19 protein-coding genes are annotated in these 20,403 nt (G+C 53.7%); 13 read left to right on the top strand and 6 right to left on the bottom strand.

Annotation, left to right across the window (positions count from 1 at the left end):
- Positions 1–156 precede the first annotated feature (156 nt).
- The 11 genes from J2I47_RS12375 to J2I47_RS12325 all read left to right on the top strand — a co-directional run bounded on the left by J2I47_RS12375 (position 157) and on the right by J2I47_RS12325 (position 12,476).
- Complete coding sequence (locus tag J2I47_RS12375; RefSeq protein WP_207364886.1) at positions 157–1,437, top strand: citrate synthase; 1,281 nt, start codon at positions 157–159, stop codon at positions 1,435–1,437.
- Between the two features lie 127 nt (positions 1,438–1,564).
- A complete protein-coding gene (locus tag J2I47_RS12370; RefSeq protein ID WP_207364885.1) occupies positions 1,565–3,031 on the top strand; it encodes a TonB family protein in 1,467 nt (488 codons plus the stop codon).
- A 190-nt stretch (positions 3,032–3,221) separates the two neighbouring features.
- Entirely contained in the window at positions 3,222–4,328 is a 1,107-nt protein-coding gene (gene gcvT / locus J2I47_RS12365) for a glycine cleavage system aminomethyltransferase GcvT (protein WP_207364884.1), read from the top strand.
- Between the two features lie 107 nt (positions 4,329–4,435).
- Positions 4,436–5,146 carry a 2-phosphosulfolactate phosphatase gene (locus tag J2I47_RS12360; protein WP_207364883.1) on the top strand — a complete coding sequence of 237 codons (711 nt, stop codon included), beginning with the start codon at positions 4,436–4,438 and terminating at the stop codon, positions 5,144–5,146.
- Between the two features lie 32 nt (positions 5,147–5,178).
- The gene (locus J2I47_RS12355) at positions 5,179–5,703 is read left to right on the top strand and encodes an NADH-quinone oxidoreductase subunit C (RefSeq protein ID WP_207364882.1); all 525 of its coding nucleotides are present in this window, start codon (positions 5,179–5,181) and stop codon (positions 5,701–5,703) included.
- A 12-nt stretch (positions 5,704–5,715) separates the two neighbouring features.
- Entirely contained in the window at positions 5,716–6,318 is a 603-nt protein-coding gene (locus J2I47_RS12350; protein ID WP_207364881.1) for a Crp/Fnr family transcriptional regulator, read from the top strand.
- A 58-nt stretch (positions 6,319–6,376) separates the two neighbouring features.
- Entirely contained in the window at positions 6,377–6,826 is a 450-nt protein-coding gene (locus tag J2I47_RS12345) for a DMT family transporter (RefSeq protein ID WP_207364880.1), read from the top strand.
- Positions 6,827–6,834: 8 nt separating this feature from the next.
- Positions 6,835–7,566, top strand: coding sequence for a GNAT family N-acetyltransferase (locus J2I47_RS12340; protein WP_207364879.1), 732 nt, complete (start codon positions 6,835–6,837; stop codon positions 7,564–7,566).
- A gap of 285 nt (positions 7,567–7,851) precedes the next feature.
- Positions 7,852–9,525 carry a hypothetical protein gene (locus J2I47_RS12335; RefSeq protein WP_207364878.1) on the top strand — a complete coding sequence of 558 codons (1,674 nt, stop codon included), beginning with the start codon at positions 7,852–7,854 and terminating at the stop codon, positions 9,523–9,525.
- Positions 9,522–10,931 carry a glycosyltransferase family protein gene (locus J2I47_RS12330; RefSeq protein WP_207364877.1) on the top strand — a complete coding sequence of 470 codons (1,410 nt, stop codon included), beginning with the start codon at positions 9,522–9,524 and terminating at the stop codon, positions 10,929–10,931. The genes J2I47_RS12335 and J2I47_RS12330 overlap by 4 nt, the downstream gene beginning before the upstream one ends.
- A gap of 42 nt (positions 10,932–10,973) precedes the next feature.
- Positions 10,974–12,476, top strand: a complete 1,503-nt coding sequence (locus tag J2I47_RS12325) for a hypothetical protein (protein ID WP_207364876.1) — start codon at positions 10,974–10,976, stop codon at positions 12,474–12,476.
- Positions 12,477–12,554: 78 nt separating this feature from the next.
- On the opposite strand, the gene J2I47_RS12320 is transcribed toward J2I47_RS12325, so the two are convergent.
- The 5 genes from J2I47_RS12320 to J2I47_RS12300 form a co-directional block, all read right to left on the bottom strand.
- Entirely contained in the window at positions 12,555–13,184 is a 630-nt protein-coding gene (locus J2I47_RS12320) for a sterol desaturase family protein (protein ID WP_207364875.1), read from the bottom strand.
- 75 nt (positions 13,185–13,259) lie between these two features.
- Positions 13,260–14,609, bottom strand: coding sequence for an NAD(P)/FAD-dependent oxidoreductase (locus tag J2I47_RS12315; protein WP_207364874.1), 1,350 nt, complete (start codon positions 14,607–14,609; stop codon positions 13,260–13,262).
- A gap of 30 nt (positions 14,610–14,639) precedes the next feature.
- A complete protein-coding gene (gene bshA / locus J2I47_RS12310) occupies positions 14,640–15,767 on the bottom strand; it encodes an N-acetyl-alpha-D-glucosaminyl L-malate synthase BshA (RefSeq protein ID WP_207364873.1) in 1,128 nt (375 codons plus the stop codon).
- An 81-nt stretch (positions 15,768–15,848) separates the two neighbouring features.
- On the bottom strand, positions 15,849–16,397 hold the full coding sequence (gene ybiA / locus J2I47_RS12305; protein ID WP_207364872.1) for a riboflavin biosynthesis intermediates N-glycosidase: 549 nt from the start codon (positions 16,395–16,397) through the stop codon (positions 15,849–15,851).
- A 16-nt stretch (positions 16,398–16,413) separates the two neighbouring features.
- Positions 16,414–17,208, bottom strand: coding sequence for a class II aldolase/adducin family protein (locus tag J2I47_RS12300; RefSeq protein WP_207364871.1), 795 nt, complete (start codon positions 17,206–17,208; stop codon positions 16,414–16,416).
- Between the two features lie 145 nt (positions 17,209–17,353).
- Here J2I47_RS12300 and miaA point away from each other — a divergent pair, with 145 nt between their 5' ends.
- Entirely contained in the window at positions 17,354–18,214 is an 861-nt protein-coding gene (gene miaA / locus J2I47_RS12295; RefSeq protein ID WP_207364870.1) for a tRNA (adenosine(37)-N6)-dimethylallyltransferase MiaA, read from the top strand.
- Positions 18,215–18,308: 94 nt separating this feature from the next.
- Here the strand turns inward: miaA and J2I47_RS12290 are convergent, their stop codons facing one another.
- On the bottom strand, positions 18,309–18,920 hold the full coding sequence (locus tag J2I47_RS12290; RefSeq protein WP_207364869.1) for a thymidine kinase: 612 nt from the start codon (positions 18,918–18,920) through the stop codon (positions 18,309–18,311).
- Positions 18,921–19,163: 243 nt separating this feature from the next.
- On the opposite strand from J2I47_RS12290, the gene J2I47_RS12285 reads away from it, so the two are divergent.
- On the top strand, positions 19,164–20,399 hold the full coding sequence (locus J2I47_RS12285; RefSeq protein WP_207364868.1) for a DUF8457 domain-containing protein: 1,236 nt from the start codon (positions 19,164–19,166) through the stop codon (positions 20,397–20,399).
- Positions 20,400–20,403 lie beyond the last annotated feature (4 nt).

The following is a 20,403-nucleotide window of genomic DNA, read 5'->3' as shown; positions in this document are numbered from 1 at the left end:
TCCCACCTTTCGGTGTTGTATGAACGAACCGCCCTGCACTTGAACTTTTCGGCGAAAGCGCGGGGCTTTCGAATCGTTTTGGTACTAATTTCGCCCGCTGCTCTGAAACACGGGCGCACAACCTGTTAACGCTGAAATTCTTCCCCGCACGCACGTATGGCAAGCAATGCTGAACTAATCGTTGACGGCAAATCGTACAGTTTTCCTACCCTGGAAGGCTCTGAACACGAAAAAGCCGTAGACATTTCTAATCTCCGTGACCAATCGGGTTACGTTACCCTCGACCGGGGGTACAAGAATACCGGTGCCACCCAAAGTGCCATTACGTTTCTCGACGGTGAAGAAGGCATTCTACGTTACAGGGGGTATTCTATTGAAGAACTGGCCGAAAAGGCCTCTTTTCTGGAAGTAGCCTACCTGCTTATCTATGGCGAACTGCCCACACAGATTCAATACGACGCCTTTGCCACGGGTATCCGTCGGCATACGCTGGTGAACGAAGACATGCGGAAGATCTTTGATGGCTTCCCCGTCAACGCCCACCCGATGTGTGTGCTGGGTTCATTGGTGAACGCCATGAGCGCGTTTTATCCTGACTCGTACGAAGGCAACCAAAACACCGACCTGCACATTACCCGGTTGATGGCCAAACTGCCCACCATAGCCACCTGGTCGTATAAACGGTCGCAGGGCCACCCGATCAACTACCCGAAGAATGAACTCGACTACATCGCGAATTTCCTGAACATGATGTTCGCGTTGCCGGTAGAAGATTATAAAGTAGACCCCGTAGTGGCGCAGGCGCTGAACGTGCTGCTAATCCTCCACGCCGACCACGAACAAAACTGCTCAACTAGCACAGTCCGGCTGGTGGGTTCGTCGCAGGCCAATATTTATTCATCCATTGCCGCCGGAGTCAATGCCCTGTGGGGACCACTGCATGGTGGTGCCAATCAGGAGGTGATCGAGATGCTGGAAGAAATCAAGGAAGGGGGCGGCGACGTGGCGAAATACATCGACATGGCCAAAAACGCCAAGACCACGGGTTTCCGCCTGTTTGGTTTCGGCCACCGTGTGTACAAGAATTTCGACCCCCGCGCCCGGATCATCAAAAAAGCCGCCGACGACGTGCTGAGCAAACTCGGCGTGAACGACCCGGTGCTGGAAATTGCCAAAGGCCTGGAAGAAGCCGCCCTGAACGACCCTTATTTTGTGCAGCGCAAGCTGTACCCCAACGTCGATTTTTATTCGGGCATTATCTACCGCGCCTTGGGCATTCCGACCAATATGTTTACGGTGATGTTTGCCATTGGCCGGTTGCCGGGCTGGATTGCACAGTGGAAAGAAATGCGCGAGCAGAAAGAACCCATTGGTCGCCCCCGACAGATCTATACCGGCTCCACCCTCCGCGATTTTAAAGCGATGGGGGAGCGGTAGAGAGGCACGAAGTGAGAGACAAGAAGTAAGAAATTGAGAATGGGCTGGCGCTAAGGTGTCAGCCCATTTTTGTTATGCGTTTTATGTTTTAGATTATATTTGATAGTACACAACTTACTACCTCACCATGTTTTCCAGTCAGCGCTTTGTTGGGCTGAGCAGCTTGTTTCTTCTGCTTGTTCTCGGCCAATATGCTCATGCACAGGCACCTGTCTATGAGGCGGTCAACGTTGATTCAGTGGCCGTACCGCGTGGTGGCTACCCCATGCTGGAGACATTTTTGAAGGCGAACGTACAAAAGCCTTTTATGGCGCAGGTGGCCAACATAATGGGTAAGGTCTACGTAAAAGCGATTGTGGAACCCAGCGGTCGGGTATCTGAGGTGCAGATCGTCCGCGGGTTGCGTCCCGACTGTGACCGGGAGGCTCTGCGGGCTATGGGCCTGTTTAATGCCTGGAAGCCTGCCATCAAAGGCGGACAGCCCGTTCGGCAAAGCGTAACGTATCCCGTTGCTTTTCGGGCCAACGAACCTACGCCCTTTAAAGATGGCATGTTGATGGCTTATTACGACATCAAATTTGCTTCGGTGAGTGATCCGGCAACAGCCCGTTATGTACAGTTAACCCCTATTGATACCCTGACGGGAATGCCCAATGGTGATGTCATTTTCTACGAAATGGACAGGGGGGTGAAGGGTAAAGAAGCCAGCCGCTTTCCGTTGGTGCGTAATGAGATCAAACCCACCAAATCAGCTGATAAACCCACCTATCAGGTTGGCCACAAGCAGCCAACGAGCGACTGGCTTGGCCTGATCTACACACTTGATGCCACAGGCAAGGTGCTCAGCGTGATGCCCGCAGACCGGCAAAATGGCCGCGAAATATTATACGCCAGTAACGGCATGGTACGGCGTATCACGACGTTCGGCAATAACGAACCGATAGTAGATTGGTATCCTGACGGACAGTTGCGAAGCATTATGACCCAAAAAAAAGACAAGCCCGCCGACTACACGTCTTACAATCTGTTGGTCAGTGCCTGGGACAGTACGGGTAAAGCAGAAGTGACCCGTGGAAACGGTTACCGGCTACTCCACTATGAGGCTGCATCCCGGCGTGATTCAAGCCACAAAACGACGTTCGTTGAAGAAGGAGCTTATGCTGATGGATTGAAACAAGGCATCTGGAAAGGGCGCTATGCCGACGGGTCATATAGCTACGAAGAGCAGTACGAAAAAGGCGGATGCAAGGGCGGCAAAGCTTTACTGAATGGTAAAACCCTGGCCTATGATGAAGCCATGACAATGCCTGAATTCGCCGGGGGTGTTTCGGGATTATATGCCTTTCTGGGCCGGAACATACGCTACCCTGCCGACGCACAAAGAAAAAATGTTTCTGGTAAGGTATTCCTGTCCTTTACCGTCTGCACCGATGGTTCACTCTGCGATTACGAGATTCTTAAAGGCGTACATCCCTCTATTGATGAGGAGGCATTGCGAGTGGCAAAAAGGATGCCTAACTGGAAACCTGGCGTTCAGCGGGGTGAGCCAGTGAGGACCAGATATAGACTGCCGGTGTCGTTTCAATTAGAATAGAGTATTGTTAATAGACGGGCTAGGCCTTGAGTAACAAGCCGATTCATAGGGTCGGTCTGTAAGCAACAGTGTTGTGTGTCTGTGCCATCCCCACTACACCACTCGTTCGACAGCTATGAACGGCAAATTTTCTTCTGATCAACGGGTGTAGCCGAAAGGACGTATTTTTGCGGCTTATTAACTCGTCAACATGTCGCTGAAACACGTTCCCCTTGAGGCTGTCCACCGGGCGTTGGGGGCCAAGATTGTTCCTTTTGCGGGCTACGAAATGCCCGTTCGCTACTCCTCCGATCTCGACGAACATAACACCGTTCGCAATGCCGTGGGCATCTTCGACGTCTCGCACATGGGCGAGTTTGTCCTCAAAGGCCCCGGTGCACTCGACCTTATTCTGAAAGTCTCGGCCAACGATGCTACCGCACTTTATGACGGGCGGGTGCAGTATTCCTACCTCCCCAATGACCAGGGCGGTGTGGTCGACGACCTGCTGGTGTACCGGATTTCGGAGATCGAATATATGCTCGTGGTTAACGCCTCAAACATTGAGAAAGACTGGAACTGGATCAGTCAATATGCTTCAGAGTTCGATGTCGAGATGGTGAACGTGTCTGACGACATGTGCCTGTTTGCCGTACAGGGGCCGCTGGCCGCCAAAGCCTTACAACCATTGACCAACGCCCTGCTTGATTCGATGAGTTACTATACTTTCGAGAAGACCGATTTTGCGGGTATGGCCAACGTGATTGTGTCGGCAACGGGCTATACGGGCGCGGGTGGGTTCGAGATCTACGTGTCGAATCATCAGGCCGAAGCCGTCTGGAATGCCATTATGGAAGCTGGCAAACCCTTCGGCATCAAGCCAATAGGTCTCGGTGCCCGTGATACGCTCCGTTTGGAATCGGGTTATTGCCTCTACGGCAACGATATCACCGACGAGACCTCACCGCTGGAAGCCGGGCTGGGCTGGGTAACCAAGTTTACTACGGCTGCGGGTAGTCACGACTTTATTAATGCTGCCGCCCTGAAAGCGCAAAAAGAAGCAGGGCTGACGCGTAAGCTGGTCGGTTTCAGTATGATAGACCGGGGTATTCCGCGCAGTCATTACGAACTCTGCACTGCCGACGGCACCGCAGTCGGCGAGGTAACATCGGGTACCCAATCGCCCACGCTGGGCAAGGGCATCGGTATGGGGTACGTACCCACCGAATTAAGCAAACCCGGTACCGATATTTTCGTGAAGGTGCGCGATAAACTGTTGAAAGCCGAGGTGACTAAAATACCCTTTATTAAAAAATAGGCAGAAAGGAGGAGGGAGGAGAGCAGGAAGAGGCTTCGCGCTGTACCAGAAGACCAAGGCGAAGCCCCTTCCTGCTTTCCTCCCTCCTCCTTTTCTCCTTCTCTTCTATGAAACACATTGACGTTTGTTTGACCCCGGATTTACTGCACCTTCACGACGTAGACAACACGATTGTGGTGGTGGCCGACGTGTTCCGGGCTACATCCTGCATGGTTACGGCCTTTGCCTATGGCGTGGGGAGCATCATTCCCGTGGCCACCGTCGAGGAGTGCCGCAACCTGCAGGAACGGGGTTACCTGGCTGCGGCTGAGCGCAATGCGCGCACCGTGGAAGGGTTTGACCTTGACAACTCACCGTTTAGCTACATGGATGAGCGGCTGGATGGCGCCGACATTGCCATGACCACTACCAACGGCACCCTGGCTATTACCAAATCGCGGTCGGCGGTGAAAGTGCTGGTGGGGTCGTTTCTGAACCTGGACGCCATTGCCAATTACCTGCGCGGGCAGTCGTATGACGTGCTGGTGCTGTGCGCGGGCTGGAAAGGGCGGGTAAACCTGGAAGACACGCTCTTTGCCGGTGCCCTCGCCGACCGCCTTAAAGACGAGTATTCGATGATGGAAGACAGCGTCCTGATGGCCCACCGCCTCTATTGCGACGGCAAGGAGAACCTCATTAGCTACCTCGCTGCCGCCTCGCACATCCGCCGCCTGCAACGCCTGGGCATTCAAAAAGACATTGCCTACTGCCTGCAACACGATCTCTACGACGTGGTGCCCGTGCTGCGCGGCAATGCACTGGTGAAAATGGAACTATAGCTGCCCACTGCCACTGCATACTGCCTACTGTAATGACTTTCTCCCAAATCACCGACCTCCTTGCCCAGCGCTTTACAGTAACGCCTGTTGAAGCGAACTTTCAGCCGTACCTGACGGTGGAGGCTGGGGAACTGGTGGCACTTTGTCAGTTTTTGCGCAACGACGACCGCCTTTTCTTCGATTTGCTGGCCTGCGTCACGGCGATTGATAACGGGGTAGAAACGGGAACGATGGAAGTAATTTATAACCTGACATCCATTCCATACGGTCACGACCTTATGCTAAAATTGACCGTTGCGCGACCTGTACAAATAATCCAACCAGTTGATTTAGAAAATATTAGTGAGATAGCGTTGCCCGATGTACCTAGCCTAACGGCCATCTGGCGTACCGCCGACTGGCATGAGCGCGAGGCATTTGATCTGGTCGGCATCCGGTTTGTGGGCCACCCCGACCTGCGCCGTATTCTGCTCCCCACCGACTGGACCGGCCACCCCCTCCGCCGCGACTACACCGAACCAGAACGATACCACGGTATTTCGACGAACGTAGTATGACACGATACTTCGATGAAAGTTGTACCAGAAGCTTATAGCAACCAATTTCGGCGAACGATCGACAGCTATTCGGTCGTTACCGACGCATCGTTCGCTAAACTCCTCGCTCTACTGCGGTGTCAATCGGTGCCGAGAGGGAATTTTTTGGTGCAAACCGGCCAAACAGCCCGTAATTTTTACTTCGTCTGCGAGGGCATACTGGCGTCGCTGCTGATCAATCAACAAGGAGCGGCTCACATCAAAAACTTTTTCATAGCCGGTAACTTTGCCGGTTCGACTGTGTCGCTGCTTCAGGCTTCTCCGTCGGCCTTCGGTTTACAGGCAATAGTCGAGAGCATCATACTGGTGGTTGATTATCGTCAGTACAAACAGCTCATCTGCGAAAACAGCGATCTGACGAATTTCTATATTGCTTATTTAGAAAGAAACTGGGTCATCAACAACGAGAAGCGGCAGTTAGCCTTCGCCACTCAAACCGCTACCGAGCGGTATCTTACATTCCTTGACGATTACCCTGATCTGGAGAAGCAGGTACTTCAGCTACACATTGCTTCATACCTCGGTATCACGCCGACGCAGCTAAGTCGCATTCGTAAAGGGCTAAATCTTATCTAATTTTTGCCCACTTAACATATGTAAATGCCGTTGGTTAGGCTCTCGTTTAAGTTTGGGCATGAATCAAGTAACCTTGTCTGTGCTCGCTTTTGTGGGAGGCGTTTTTCTGGCCCTTCAGGCTGGTTTGAATACCCTGTTGGGCGTTCTTCTCAAACACTCCCTCTTGGCTTCGTTGTCTGCTTTTCTTAGCAGCGCGGTTGTTGGTACCCTAGTGGTGCTATTGAGTGTTAAAAACGTCCCAACGCTACATCAGTTGAAAGCCGTGCCCCATTATTTATGGTTTGCAGGCGGCATATGTAGCATGGCAGGCATTGAGCTTTACCATTGTACTGTACCCAAATTGGGAATTGCCACTATGCTGCCTTTAGGCCTGAGCGGTCAACTTCTTTTCTCGGTTTTGGCGGGATATTTTGGCTGGTTCGATTTGTCCGTTCAGCCAATCAATGCCAAAAAAGCATGGGGTGTAGGGGCGTTGCTGTTAGACTTATTTCTCATTAATAAATCGTAAGACCGACCATGATCCAGGAGAACATAGCGAACCTGACATCGCTCTGGCAGACAGTGGGCCAGTCAGTAAACGCATACTTGTCAACTCCGGAGTTCGACATCTGTATGGTCAATAACGCCGAGTGGCCCAACCGACTATGGTTTCGCGGTGATCATAACGAGGCGCAGGTGAAGCTGGCCTTGGAGCAAGTAAAAGCCGCATCTGTGAAGCTGATCGTTCCTTATTGGGACATCTACAATAGCGGGTCGCAGAGTCTGTTAGAGCGTGCCGGTTTCAAGAGAATATCAGAGCAGGCAGGTATGGGTATGGACCTGCACCACCCCCTGAAACAAACGCAACCCATTCGTTTAGAGACCGTTAGAACCAAAGCAATGGCCGTTGAGTGGGAGGCGTTGTTTAGTCAAGCTTTTGGCTATCGAATTACCGCCGACCTACTTCTGCCGACCTATCCAACGACAGCGTTCTTCCTGGTTTATCTGAATAATACACCCATTGGGACGTGCGCTCTTCACCATACCAACGGGTCTATCATTGGCATTCATAGTGTGGGGATTATCCCGACGATGAGGGCTAAAGGGCTGGCTCGCCAAACGATGATAACGGTACTCAACCAGGCAATGGCGGAAGGGTTCACTTATGCAGTGCTCCAGGCATCGGCTATGGGCAAGGGGCTGTATCTAACGTTGGGCTTTAGCGAGCAGTTTGTTCAAGTAAACTACAGTTTGCCGCCTGACGCATAGCGGGTGCTGATTTACCTGTGGAATGGGCGAGGGCTGTGGAATAAAGTAGCGCGAAGCGAGCTTATATTGCTAATTTTTCGTGCCAACCGGGCGTTTCACCACTATTTTAGCAGGCCAACTTCCTGCCTTATGCTTTCTGCCGCACGCTTCTTACTTACGGTTTTTCTCCTCCCCACTTTCGCCTTCGCTCAAACCCATTCGGTCACGTAGCTGCTGGTCAAGATATATCATCTTGACCAGCAGCTACAAAGTAGGAGGCAGTTTTTTTGCCTAATTTACCTCCCTATGAACATGCGGTTTATTCTGGTTGGTCTGTTTTGCCTGACTTTGGCGGGGATTTCTCACGCCCAAACGGCGGTCGATTCGGTGATTGTGTCCGGGCAGGTGCAGCGGCTGTCGGCGCGCCTGTATCGGCAGTCACCCAACATTGCGGTGAGCCGCACCAACATCCTGCGCGGGGGCGTTGACCAGTTGTTTTCGGCACCGCTACAAACCGACGGGCGGTTTCGGGTGGCAGTGCCCATTATTTACCCACTCGAAGAAATGCAGTTTCAGGTGGGCAACGCGGCCACGGCTTTCCTGGCTACGGCGGGGTCGGTAACGATCAACATTGATAATGATTCGCTGTATGTGGCGGCGGTGCCGTTTCAGTTTGGCGGGGTCAACGCGCAGGTCAATCAGCAGTTTGCGCAATACAAAGCCTACGAAGCCGAACAGCAGGCCGGTAAGGCGGCAACGGCTCGCCAGAAAGCAATTCAGAGAGCACTGGGTGGCTCACTGTCTGATGCTTTTACCACCCTTAACGCGTTGTTTAGTAGCCCATTGTCATCGTTTTCAGCAACGCACACTGTGTTTCCACTGGTAAATACCTGGGTGCAGGCCAATGCCCGCTACGATGCGGCGGCGTATGTGCTCGACAAAGCCAACGAAACAGGCCAGAAAATAGGTAGCCTGGGTCAGACGGGCCTTTTCTCAGGTGCCGACAACCTCATGACCCCCGCCCGCGCCACGGCCCTTGGGCGGTTTGGTACGTATGCCGTGACTGCCGTTGCCCAAAATTCGTCGCTGGCCGGGCGCAACATCAAAGTACGTACCATAGCCGGGTTGCTGCTCCGCTATGGTAAAGACCTTACCCCCGCTGACCGCGAACGACTGGCGGGTTTTGAACAAAGCAACACCGCCCGTCAGGCCGACCTGCGCTATTTTTCCAAACTCATGGAGCGCAACCCCGACACGCTGGGCAAAGTAATTGCTTACGAAAATACACTCGCGGCGGCCCGTAGCCTGTTCGACAGCACGGCCGTTAATTACCTGAAAGGCTATACCCTGGCTACGGAAATACCCCAGCTCACCCTGGATGTTGTCAGGCTGCTGGGTCAGCACATCCGCCCCCAACTGGCGGGGCAGCACCTCAGTCAGTCGTTCAACGACGTGCTGGCCCTGGCCCTGCGCGACACGGCCCGCGTTCGGTTGGCCCGCACGGCTTACCTCGCCCTGGACAAAAAACGCGCCACTGGTCCCGTCGACGACGGCATCATTGTTACCGCCGCTTCATTCGACAACGGGGCTGATCTGGTACAGAAAGTACTTGACCGCAACCGGGGGCGGGTGGTGTATACGGTGATCTGGTCGCCGGAAAGTGGGCCTACAGTGCAATTGGCGCAGGATGTTCAACGGCTTAATGACATTTTCAGCCCCCGCGACCTAACCCTTTTGTTTGTTTCTACCAACAACACGGATGACGACCTGTGGCTGGAGTTTATCGTGCGCAACCGCCTGCGTGGTGAGCACGTGCGCCTCAGCGAAGCCCAGACGATACAGGCAACATCGCTGCTTAACCTGTATGACCCTAACCCCGCCCGAATCTTCACGCCTGCCGGCAAGCTCAACAGAAAGGAGGCCCTGCTGCCCGATCAGTTCGACAAACTGGTAGTGCAAATCCGCGAACTGCTGAAATGAAGGCCCTTTTCTGGGCTTTTTTGGTCCTGCTGCTGGCCACGTTCTATCACCGCACCCATCATTTCGATGAGGCCTGGCTGGCCGAACAAGCCTACTGGCTGGTGCAGGACGGGCGCGTACGGTCTGAGCTTTTTTGCGGCCTGAACGGTTGGGAAGAGCAGCTGTTCATCTACCATAAACTCTTCATCTACCTCAGCGCGGGCTGGCAGAAGGTGTTTGGTTTTTCGCTGGTAGCGGGCAAAGCGTTCAGCGGATTGTGGGCCGGGCTGCTGGGTTTGCTGTTATGGGGATACCTCCGGCAGCAACGGCAGGATAGTCAGCACATTTGGCTGGGCATGGCGTTGTATGTGGCCAATGGTCTGGTCATTGAGTTCTCTTTTGTTTATCGCCCCGAGCCTATGTGCGTGGCCTTTGGGTTTGCCTCGTTCTGGCTGCTGACCACCCACCGCTGGGCCTGGGCGGGTGTGCTGGCCGGGCTGGCCACGCTTACTCACCTCAATGGTCTGTGCTTTGCGCTGGCGGGGTTCGGCTGGCTGCTGTGGTACCGAAAGCCTGGTTGGGCCGTTGGTTTCGGATTTATCGCTGGTGTGGTCTCCAGCTTTTATCTCCTCGATGTATGGCTGGCCGACGGCTGGGCTGCGCTGCTGATGCAGTGGCGCAACGAACCGGCCCTGTTGCACATCAACAGCCTTAGCGACAAGCTGAAAGCGACCTTTCAGGCCCTGAAACCGGTACGGCTAATCCTCGAAATAGGACTGTTGGCTGTTGGTGCACACTGGCTAACCCGCCAACCCCGCCCCGAAAGCACTCCCTCACAGCCGGTAGCTCGTTATCTGGTGCTGTTGGTTATCGCTCACCTCGCGGCCAGTCGTAGCAGCGCCATCCAGTATGGTCTGCAGTTTGTGCCGTTTGTGTGTGCGTTTGTGGCGCTACAGCTGGCGGCGTGGCAACCCAAACGTGCCAGTTGGCTTTGGCAAACTTTGCTGGGAACGTATTTGCTGGCGGGGCTATACCGGGGTAGCCTGCTACTTTATAACAACCTGACCATACCCCAGGTGACGGCATTGAACGCGCAAATGGCCGCACTTATTGGCCAACCCGGCAGCGAAGTGCTGGCTCCTGTTGACTTTTTTTATGAGCAAATTGGCCATTATAAAATCCGGTGCATCGACCGCCACCTGGGTGGCTTTTTTGCCCCCCTCCACCAGGGGACCGGACTAACCAACGAGCAACTATTCTCCATGGCCAGGCGCGAAGGTTTTGCCGCCGTCATTACCTACGATGGCAAAGGCGCCACCGCCCCCCTATCAGATACCCGTCCTTTACTCGATTCGCTCAACCACATCGGCAGGTATCATCGCGTATATCAGGACCGTTGGAACAGTTTGTATCTGCCTGACCGCTAAAATGTCGTTAAAGGACTAAGCTCCGGCTCAACTACTCAACGAATGAATCGTTTATTTTGGCTTTTTCTGGTATTGCTGCTTGCTACGGCCTACCACCGAACCCAACATTTCGACGAAGCCTGGTGTGCAGAGCAGGCCTACTGGCTGGTGCAGGATGGCCACGTACACTCCGAATTTTTCAGGGGCATGGACGGCAGTGAACAACAGCTTTTCGTCTTCCACAAACTTTTTGTCGCGCTGGGGGCGCTGGTGCAGGGCTGGCTGGGCTTTTCGCCGCCCATTGGTAAAGCCATTGGGGCCTTCTGGACGTTGGTAGGCGGGTTGGCTATCTGGTGGCATCTGCGCTGGTTAGGTTTACGTGACAAATGGATCTCGCTGGCCCTGCTGCTCTACGTAGCCAACGGCATGCTGATTGAATACACGTTCGTTTACCGCCCCGAATCGATGTATGCCGCGCTGGGCTTTTTGTCCTTTTCGTTCTTAAACCGCGGACGGCTTCTGGTTGCAGCCTTACTGGCCGGGCTGTCGGTGCTCACTCACCTCAATGGATTATGCTTCGTGCTGGCCGGGCTGGGCTGGTTGCTGTGGAATAACCACCGGCCGGCCAACTCGCCCGCCAACACGCCTCAGTCTGCCACCGCAACACCCTGGCCTACTGTTTTCGGCTTCGGTTTTGTTGCCGCACTGGTTAGCAGTTTCTACCTGGCCGATGCCCTGTTTGCCAACCAGTTAGCCGGTCTTTGGGATCAATTCAGCAATATCAGCACAATCAGCCGCGTATCAACCATTTCCGACAAGCTACTGATATCCAGCAAACTACACGAACTTCTGTTCCACAGCGAGGAAGAAACAAGCCTGTCGGCGCTGGTTATTGGCGTTGTTGGACTGACCTATTGGCCCGGACAATATACCCTGCCGAAACAGACTATTGTCACATCCGAGTCGGCCAAAACGGGTCGGTATCTTTTGTTGCTGTTGCTGGCTTTTGCGCTCATTACCAAAAGCAACACCGACTATTATTACCTCATTTTTCTGCCTTTCATGTGCGTCTGGGTCACCCAGTGCGTGGCAAGTTGGTCAACGGCTAAAACGGCACCGGTTATGGTTCGCTGGCGATCCTACGGCCTGGGTTTATTGCTGGGCGTGTACTTGCTGGCAGGTGCCTACAAAGCCGTGGTAACCATTCAGTCGAACATGGCGCAGCCCAATATCGTCCAGAAAAACGCCCAACTGGCGGCCTACATTCAGCAGCCTGGTGCCCGGGTGATTGCGCCACTCGATTTCTTTTACAACCAGCATGAGCATTACCGAATTCACGGCCTGACCTACTACCACCTGCTCAACCAGAAATCGTATGGGGGCCGCCTGACCGTTGGGCAGTTCTTCGGGCTGGCAGAGGCCGACGGTGCCGTAGCCGTTATCAGCGACTATGGGCGCGACTTTTCTTATTGCATACCTAAAGAAACACCCGCTCGCGTTGGGCGCTACGAGCGGGTGTATCAGGATGACCTCAATGCCGTGTACCTTCTAAGAAGAAAGAAGTGAGAAGTGAGAGACAAGATTGGATCTGCTGACGATGAGTTCAATCTTGTCTCTTGCTTCTCACCTCTTACTTCTTATAGCCTACTTCTGGAACGACCCGAAAATGTAGTCCCACATGGGCGAGGAAACGCCGTAGTTGCTGTCGGGGTTTTTGTAGTGGTGAATGCTGTGGTTAATCCAAAGCTGCTTAAACATGTTTTTAGGCGGGGCGTAGGCATGCACAATAAAGTGGACCGCCAGGTAGCCCGTGTAGCCTACCATGAAGCCGGGGAAGAAGGCATAGGCAGCTTCGCCCATCATCAGAAAAAACAAGCCGAAAAAGAAGCCCGCCACAATGATGGCCAGTGCCGGGGGCATAGCAAGCCGGGTTTTGTCTTTCGGATACTCGTGGTGAACGCCATGAAACGTGTACTGAATCTTGGCCCGCTCAGGAGTAGTTGGGGCCAAATGGTATAGGTAACGGTGAAGCACGTATTCGAAAATGGTGAACACAAACAAGCCGATGGCAAACAGACCGCCAATACGCCCCGCACTCATATTGGTGTAGGTAAATGCGTACCACGCCAGGAAGGCCGATAAAGTCAGCCACATCGTGATAGGAACCGAGATATGGGTACGTGAAAGCGCTTCGAGAATTGGGTTGTCGAAAAGTTGCTTGGTTCCGTTGTTTTTGGGTCTTGAATGAACCGCTTTGTATTCTTCAACTTGCATACAATCGAGTAATTAGTAGTTGGCAATATTAACCTATTTCATCTTTTGTCTGTTCCAGACAGTCAACCAAATTGACTAAATCGCCCCTGATCTGGCAACTTCCACCGAATCGTTTAATCGTTCCTTTGGAACGTCCAATGGAGCTTTGGGCAGCTTAGGTTTAATGATTAACCGCAAAGATTGATTGTATGTTAGGTAATTCCACATCCAGTTGATGAAAATAAGAAGCCGGTTTTTCACCCCCAAAATAGCCATCAGGTGCACGAACAACCAGGTAAGCCATGCAAAGAAGCCCTGAAACTTGATGAATGACAAATCGACCACGGCCAGGCCTCGTCCAATGGTAGCCATTGAGCCCAGATCATTGTAGACAAAGGGCCTCATCTGCCCCCCTCGTATCAGCAGCGTCAGGTTTTTCGACAACAATTTACCCTGCTGAATGGCAGGTTGCGCTACCTGTGGGTGTCCGTTAGGCCAGGCGTCGCCTTCGGCCATCGTGGCCAGATCACCCACGGCAAAAATGTCGGTGAAACCCTGCACCTGATTGAACCGGTTCACGATGAGCCGCCCGCCGCGCCCAATGGCTTCGGCGGGAATGCCCGTGGGGGTATTGGCTTTCACACCCGCCGCCCAGATCAGGTTGTTGGTGCGGATAGTCGTGCCGTCGTTCATGAACACCGTTTTTCCGTCGAAATCTTTCACGCGGGTGTTCAGCCGCACATCTACACCCAACTCTTTCAGATAAGCCAGCGAATGCTCCTGTGACTGTTTCGACATTGGCCCCAATACCTCACCCCCCGATTCGATCAGGTGGATATCCATTCCTTTAAAATCGAGTTCGGGGTAATCACGCGGCAACACGGTCTTGCGCATCTCGGCCAGGGTACCGCAGAGTTCTACGCCCGTGGGCCCACCGCCTACCACCACCACGTCCATCAGGCCGTCGAGTTCGTCTTCGGTTTCCACGCTCAGAGCTTCCTCGAAATTTTGCAACAATCTGTTTCTGAGTGCAATCGCTTCCTGCACCGATTTCATGGGCAGGGCGCGGTCGATGATATTTTGCTGCCCGAAAAAGTTGGTATCGGCCCCCATGGCCAACACCAGGAAATCGTAGGTAATAGGCCCTATCTCGGTATCGATAGCCTTGTCGGCGGGACGGATGCCCTTCATGCACGTAATGCGGATGTGCACATTGTGGTTGTCGCCGAGGGCTGCCCGCAGGGGAAACAGAATCGAGTTGGCTTCCAGCCCGGCAGTGGCTACCTGATAATAGAGCGGCTGAAATTCGTGGTAATTGTATTTATTCACCAGGACCACCTGAAACTCAGACCGGTGGGCTAAATCGCGGGCCAGTGTAAGGCCGCCAAAACCCGCGCCCACAATCACTACGCGCTTCCGGTCTGTAATAGGGATGTTTGGGTTCATAGTTTTGAATTAATGTACATTGTTCATTATTCATTGTACATTTTTTAATACACGCTCGTAATGCGCTTCATACAAAGGCAGAATCTTGGAAAGCTCAAATTGTTTGGCCCGTTCCAGCGCGTTGGCTTTAAACGTAGGCAACTGGTCATCGTCGAGAACGTAGCGGGCATTTTTTACCATGTCGGCCACATCACCGACGTTGCTCAGGAAACCCGTCACGCCGTTGATATTCAGTTCGGGCAGGCCCCCGGCATTTGACGAAATAACGGGTACTTCACAGGCCATTGCTTCCAGTGCCGCCAAACCGAAACTTTCATTCTCCGACGGCATCAGAAACAGATCAGCCACTGAAAGTACTTCTTCTACGGCATCGAGCTTACCCAGAAAACGAACATCGTCCATGATACCCAACTCGCGGCAAAGCGCCTGAATACGAGCACGTTCGGGACCATCACCCACCAGTAATAGCTTTACGGGTACGGTTTCGCGGAGGTGGTAAAACGTCATCACGGCGTCGTCTATACGCTTCACCCGGCGGAAGTTAGAGGTATGTACCACCAGCTTTTCGCCATTGGGACAAATGGCCGTTTTAAAATGGTCTTTCTGCTGCCGCTGAAACCGCGACAAGTCGATGAAGTTGGGAATAACCTCAATCTCGCGGTTGATCTTGAAATGTTCGTAGGTCTCCGTCCGCAGATTTTCCGACACCGCCGTTACCCCATCCGACTCGTTAATGCTGAACGTGACTACGGGTTCGTAGGAGGCGTCTTTGCCCACCAGCGTCACGTCGGTGCCGTGCAGCGTAGTGACCACGGGTGTGTAGCGACCCCGCGTTTTCAGCACCATCTTGGCCATATATGCCGCCGAAGCGTGCGGAATGGCGTAGTGAACGTGCAGCAGATCGACGTTCTCGTTCAGCACCACGTTGACCATCGCGCTTGTCAGCGCCGACTCATAGGGGGCATACTGAAACAGCGGATAGGACGGAATATTGACCTCGTGGTAGAAGACGTTTTCGTTAAAGAAATCGAGGCGGGGGGGTTGCTGATAGGTAATAAAATGCACCTGATGCCCATTTTTAGCCAGTGCCTTACCTAACTCGGTGGCAACCACGCCACTGCCCCCGAAGGTGGGGTAACAAACGATACCAATTTTCATGTCCCGGACCGCTGTTGTAAGGCAGTCTGAATCACAACACGAAAAAAGGGCGAAAAGGTTGGGCCATTCATCATGTGTATGTCAAGCCCGCAGCCGGTCTCGCACCACCATAAGTGCGAAGCCCAACAGGTTAGTGCCTTGCCAGCGGGTAGGGTCCAGCGCAGCAGGGTCATCTTGAGTCAAACCAATACCCCAAATCAGATCAACGGGGCTGGCTTCGACTAAAACACGGTTTCCGGTTTGCAGCAGATACGTTTGCTCGGCGGGATGCTGACTAAATTTATGATAGTTGCCCACAACGACAAGGTCAAAACAGGTCTTCTGCCACGTTTCGGGCACGAAATTGCGTACCTCACGACCCAGCTTTTTGGCTTCGCCGGGTGTTTTAGAGGTCAGAATTTTAGCCCGCGTCTCTTCATCATTAAAGAGGCGGGCTTTTTCGGCCATCATCCAGTGCTCAGCAGAGGCATACGTAGTTCCATCAACTATAAACGCCGATGGCCACCATTGGCTGAGACAACCTTTGCCTACGCTACCATCTTTTTCGGGTCGATGTCCCCAAAACAGCAGGTACTTTAGCGGCTCATCAGCCGTGTGTTTGGTCAACAGCCAATCGAGGGTATAGGTCATTTGAAAAACCAGCAGGTTAATTCAACAAGTCCGGCGTTTCGCGGAGGATGCGCTGGAGGAGGGGTTGAAACTGAAAATAGCCCGCCATGGGGAAGCCCACCTGCCCGCGGGTGAGCAGGGCCGTTTCGTGGTCGATGGCAATGACCGGATGGCCCGTGGCCTCGGCAATGAGTTGCGCCTGACAACTGCGGTCCATCGTGATAAACCACCAGGCGGCCTCTTCTACGGTGCCTCCCACAGTGAGCAGGCCGTGATTTTGCAAAATACATGCCTTGCGCTGGCCCAGGGCTAAGGCGATACGCTGCCCTTCTTCCACCTCGCCTACCACCCCGCCATATTCCGTAAACAGACCGTGGTCGTCGTAAAAGGCACAGGCGTCCTGCGTACTGGGTGGCAGTTTCCGGCCCAGCGTGGAATAGGCTTTTCCGTACATGGAGTGCGCGTGGGCGGCGGCTATCACGTCGGGGCGGGCAGCGTGAATCTGGGAATGGATGGCAAACGCGGCCCGGTTCACCGAATAGTTGCCTTCCACAACGTCACCCCGGTGGTTGACGCAGATGAGGTCGGTAAGGTTAATGCTGCCGAAATCGATGCCAAAGGGGTTCACCCAAAAATGGTCGGTATGCTCCGGGTCGCGGACGGTGATATGGCCCGCCACGCCTTCGTCATACCCAAATTTGGCAAATAGCCGAAATGCCACCGTGAGCATCTGCTTGCGGTGCAGCCGGGCGGCCTCGGGCGTGTCGAACTGGAGTTTAATTGGAATGCCTTTGGGCAGGTTCAAAACGGGCGTTGATGTTGCAGTTTCCATAAAGGGCAAGGCATTGTATACTGTCCGATACCCCGCGTACCGGCCGTTGCCCAAGTTAGCGAAAATGGCCAGTCAACCATTGATCCTATCGCTCAGCGTTGTCATGCCTCATCTTTGCAGTAGTAATTTAAAAGATACCCAACCCATGCTCGTCATCATCGGACCTACGGCCAGTGGCAAAACACGCCTCGCGGTGCAGTTGGCACAGCAGCACAACGGCGAAATCATTAGCGCCGATTCGCGGCAGGTGTACCGGGGCATGGACATCGGTACTGGCAAAGACCTGGCGGATTATGTTATTGACGGTCAGGCTATTTCCTACCATCTCATCGACATTGTCGACGCAGGCGATGACTACAACGTGTTTCGCTACCAGCAGGATTTCGACCGGGCAGTAGAAGACATATTGCGTCGTGGGAAAACGCCTATTCTGTGTGGTGGATCGGGAATGTATATCGAAGCGGCTCTGCGCCCCACGGCCCTGCTCGCCGTACCCACCAATGCCGAACTCCGCGTAGAACTTGACCCGCTGACAGACAATGAGCTACGACAGCGTTTTGATCAGACACCGTCGGCCTATTCTTCCGTTGCGGATACGTCAACGCGTAAGCGGCTGATCCGTGCTATCGAGATTGGCACCTACCTGACGCACCACCCCGATGCTCAACCGGCACCAAGACCTGCCCTCCCCCCCTACCGTGTCATTGGCCTCGACCCGCCCGTAGCCATTCGCCGCGAACGCATCAGCCGCCGCCTCCGCAACCGCCTGCAACACGGCCTGATTGAGGAAGTGCAGCGTCTGCTGGATCAGGGAATTTCGCCCGAAAAACTGATTTTTTATGGCCTTGAATACAAATTTGTCACCGAACACCTGCAAGGCCAACTAACCTACCATGAACTGGTTACGCAGTTGGAAACCGCCATTCATCAGTTCGCCAAACGCCAGATGACCTTCTTCCGCAAAATGGAACGAGAGGGAATGAAGGTAGAGTGGGTGTATGAATAATTTACGAATTACGACTTACGATGTACGATTTGGGCTGACGCAGGAGCAGGCTGGCGTCAGCCCAAATCGTACATCGTAAGTCGTAATTCGTAAATTATTCATATACCCACTCCCGGTGCACCGCGTCGGGGCCGAGGTTAAAGCAGCGGCGGCAGCGGGCTTCGTAAGAGTCGGTTTCGCCCAGGAGAACGCGCTCCTGCGAGGGCACAAGGCGGTAGGAGTAATGGGCCACATCACCGCAGACCACACAGATAGCGTGAACTTTAGTCACGAACTCGGCTATGGCCATGAGTTGTGGGATACAGCCGAAGGGTTTGCCCGAAAAATCCATGTCGAGGCCAGCCACAATCACGCGTTTGCCGCTGTCGGCCAGTTGCTGGCAAACCTCCACAATGGCACCATCGAAAAATTGGGCTTCGTCGATGCCCACCACCTCACAGTCGGCTACTAATGCCAGGATGTCGGCAGCATTGGAAACGGGAGTCGAGGGAATCACCGAGGCGTTGTGCGACACGATGTCATTAATGTCGTAGCGGGTGTCGAGGCTCGGTTTCACAATGCCTACTTTGAGTTTGGCAATACGGGCGCGGTTCAGTCGCCGGATGAGTTCTTCGGTCTTCCCCGAAAACATGGAGCCGCAAATAATTTCGATCCAGCCGGTTCGGAGATGAGGCGGTTCGCGGCGGCGGGCGGGTTCAATAAACAAGAAAGTAAAGATTTACGACTTACGATGTACGATTTTTGCTGACACTCGTCTGGCGGAGCGTTGCTCCGCTGTATAAACGCTATTTGCTGCTAACGGCAGAGCAACGCTCCGCCAGACGGGCTTCGGCAAAAATCGTAAATCAATGCGTTAAATCCTTAAAATCGCCTTTGGCTTAGAATTTCGGGACGCAACCCTACGCCTTATCCTGAATTGGATATATTTACAAAGCAAAGACTGTTACCAATGTCGAACAAGTTCAATTCCAACGCTCTCAACGAATACAGCAAGTCATACGCCCGGCGTGTTGCGGCTGATTTTTACCACGCCCACCCCACCATTTCGGGTAAGCAGATTCTGAATCTAACGCCCATTCAACAAGTCAACCTGTTCGTTGTCAGCAGTTTATTCGACAAATGGAAAGGCGAAGTTGAACGATTCAGAAGCCCCTATTTTGATTTCAGCAACCCCGAAGTAGAAGAGGGACTGCGGGCCTTCATGAACGTTGTATCGCAGCATATTGCCGTGCGCCGCGAACACCTCGAACCCCTTCTGGCCGACGCCAGCCGTCGCACCCTGGTAGCCCTTTTCGACCCCCGCTATTATTACGACGATCTGCTCCGCAACCAGCCCGATTTTACCCTTACCGCCGACAGTCTCAAGCACATCACGCGCTACACACAGGTAAACAAATTTGTGCCGCTGGCGCTGGAACAGAAAATGAACGGTCGCCCGTTTGTGTATGTCAACCAGGCACTTGGCTACCTCGACGAGATTCTGAGCGGGCGAGCGCAGGAGCTGGAACGACCCGATAAATACGTGGCCATGTTTTCGGAAAAAGTGGCTATGGATCTGGCCAGTTTGCTACGTGGACAGTCGATGGAAAATTACCAGTCGACTACCGCCAAGTCGTTTTTTGATCTGGACGAAGACCAGCCCAAACCACCACTGGTAGCCCCGGCTACCCGCCCCGTGGCCGATGCCGCGCCCGCGGCTCCTACCCCGCCACCCACACCCGCACTGCCAACGCCTGTTCCGCAGCATATCGACGACGAGCAACCGTCAGGTATTTCCTTTGCCGATGCCGACCCGGAATCGTCGAGCAGTGCCGTGGCAGGACCAAATAATGCGCCCAACATAGTGAGCGCCGAGTCGAGCGAGCCATCGCTGTCTGTATCGGCAGGGTCGTCATCTCCTCAGCCTGACCATGACAGCGTGGCCACGCTGGGCGATACGCTTCAGAAAGTGAGCACGGGCAGTTTGTCGCGGACGATTTCGCTCAACCAGAAATTCCGGTTCATCAACCAGCTTTTCAACGGCAACGTCGATGCCTACAACGAAGCCCTCGCCGAGCTTGACCAGATGACCAACTACGGTCAGGCACTCGACCTGATTTCGTACCGCTACGCCAACCAGTTTATGTGGAATATGGACAGCGACGAAGTAAGCGAGTTGGTGGAGATTCTGAAGCGGCGGTTTTAAAGGA

Source organism: Fibrella rubiginis, from assembly GCF_017353185.1.
Classification (GTDB): domain Bacteria; phylum Bacteroidota; class Bacteroidia; order Cytophagales; family Spirosomataceae; genus Fibrella; species Fibrella rubiginis.
The sequence above is the reverse complement of the archived record's forward strand: the minus strand, read 5'-3'. Positions and strand labels throughout refer to the sequence as shown.

What these genes read in the sequence shown, in the direction of transcription:
- miaA (WP_207364870.1), top strand. Translation starts at nt 17,354, where the DNA reads ATGCTCGTCATCATCGGACCTACGGCCAGTGGCAAAACACGCCTCGCG.
- J2I47_RS12360 (WP_207364883.1), top strand. Translation starts at nt 4,436, where the DNA reads ATGAAACACATTGACGTTTGTTTGACCCCGGATTTACTGCACCTTCAC.
- J2I47_RS12340 (WP_207364879.1), top strand. Translation starts at nt 6,835, where the DNA reads ATGATCCAGGAGAACATAGCGAACCTGACATCGCTCTGGCAGACAGTG.
- J2I47_RS12320 (WP_207364875.1), bottom strand. Translation starts at nt 13,184, where the DNA reads ATGCAAGTTGAAGAATACAAAGCGGTTCATTCAAGACCCAAAAACAAC.
- J2I47_RS12375 (WP_207364886.1), top strand. Translation starts at nt 157, where the DNA reads ATGGCAAGCAATGCTGAACTAATCGTTGACGGCAAATCGTACAGTTTT.
- bshA (WP_207364873.1), bottom strand. Translation starts at nt 15,767, where the DNA reads ATGAAAATTGGTATCGTTTGTTACCCCACCTTCGGGGGCAGTGGCGTG.
- J2I47_RS12285 (WP_207364868.1), top strand. Translation starts at nt 19,164, where the DNA reads ATGTCGAACAAGTTCAATTCCAACGCTCTCAACGAATACAGCAAGTCA.
- J2I47_RS12315 (WP_207364874.1), bottom strand. Translation starts at nt 14,609, where the DNA reads ATGAACCCAAACATCCCTATTACAGACCGGAAGCGCGTAGTGATTGTG.
- J2I47_RS12345 (WP_207364880.1), top strand. Translation starts at nt 6,377, where the DNA reads ATGAATCAAGTAACCTTGTCTGTGCTCGCTTTTGTGGGAGGCGTTTTT.
- ybiA (WP_207364872.1), bottom strand. Translation starts at nt 16,397, where the DNA reads ATGACCTATACCCTCGATTGGCTGTTGACCAAACACACGGCTGATGAG.
- J2I47_RS12335 (WP_207364878.1), top strand. Translation starts at nt 7,852, where the DNA reads ATGAACATGCGGTTTATTCTGGTTGGTCTGTTTTGCCTGACTTTGGCG.
- J2I47_RS12370 (WP_207364885.1), top strand. Translation starts at nt 1,565, where the DNA reads ATGTTTTCCAGTCAGCGCTTTGTTGGGCTGAGCAGCTTGTTTCTTCTG.
- J2I47_RS12330 (WP_207364877.1), top strand. Translation starts at nt 9,522, where the DNA reads ATGAAGGCCCTTTTCTGGGCTTTTTTGGTCCTGCTGCTGGCCACGTTC.
- J2I47_RS12355 (WP_207364882.1), top strand. Translation starts at nt 5,179, where the DNA reads ATGACTTTCTCCCAAATCACCGACCTCCTTGCCCAGCGCTTTACAGTA.
- J2I47_RS12325 (WP_207364876.1), top strand. Translation starts at nt 10,974, where the DNA reads ATGAATCGTTTATTTTGGCTTTTTCTGGTATTGCTGCTTGCTACGGCC.
- J2I47_RS12300 (WP_207364871.1), bottom strand. Translation starts at nt 17,208, where the DNA reads ATGGAAACTGCAACATCAACGCCCGTTTTGAACCTGCCCAAAGGCATT.
- J2I47_RS12350 (WP_207364881.1), top strand. Translation starts at nt 5,716, where the DNA reads ATGAAAGTTGTACCAGAAGCTTATAGCAACCAATTTCGGCGAACGATC.
- gcvT (WP_207364884.1), top strand. Translation starts at nt 3,222, where the DNA reads ATGTCGCTGAAACACGTTCCCCTTGAGGCTGTCCACCGGGCGTTGGGG.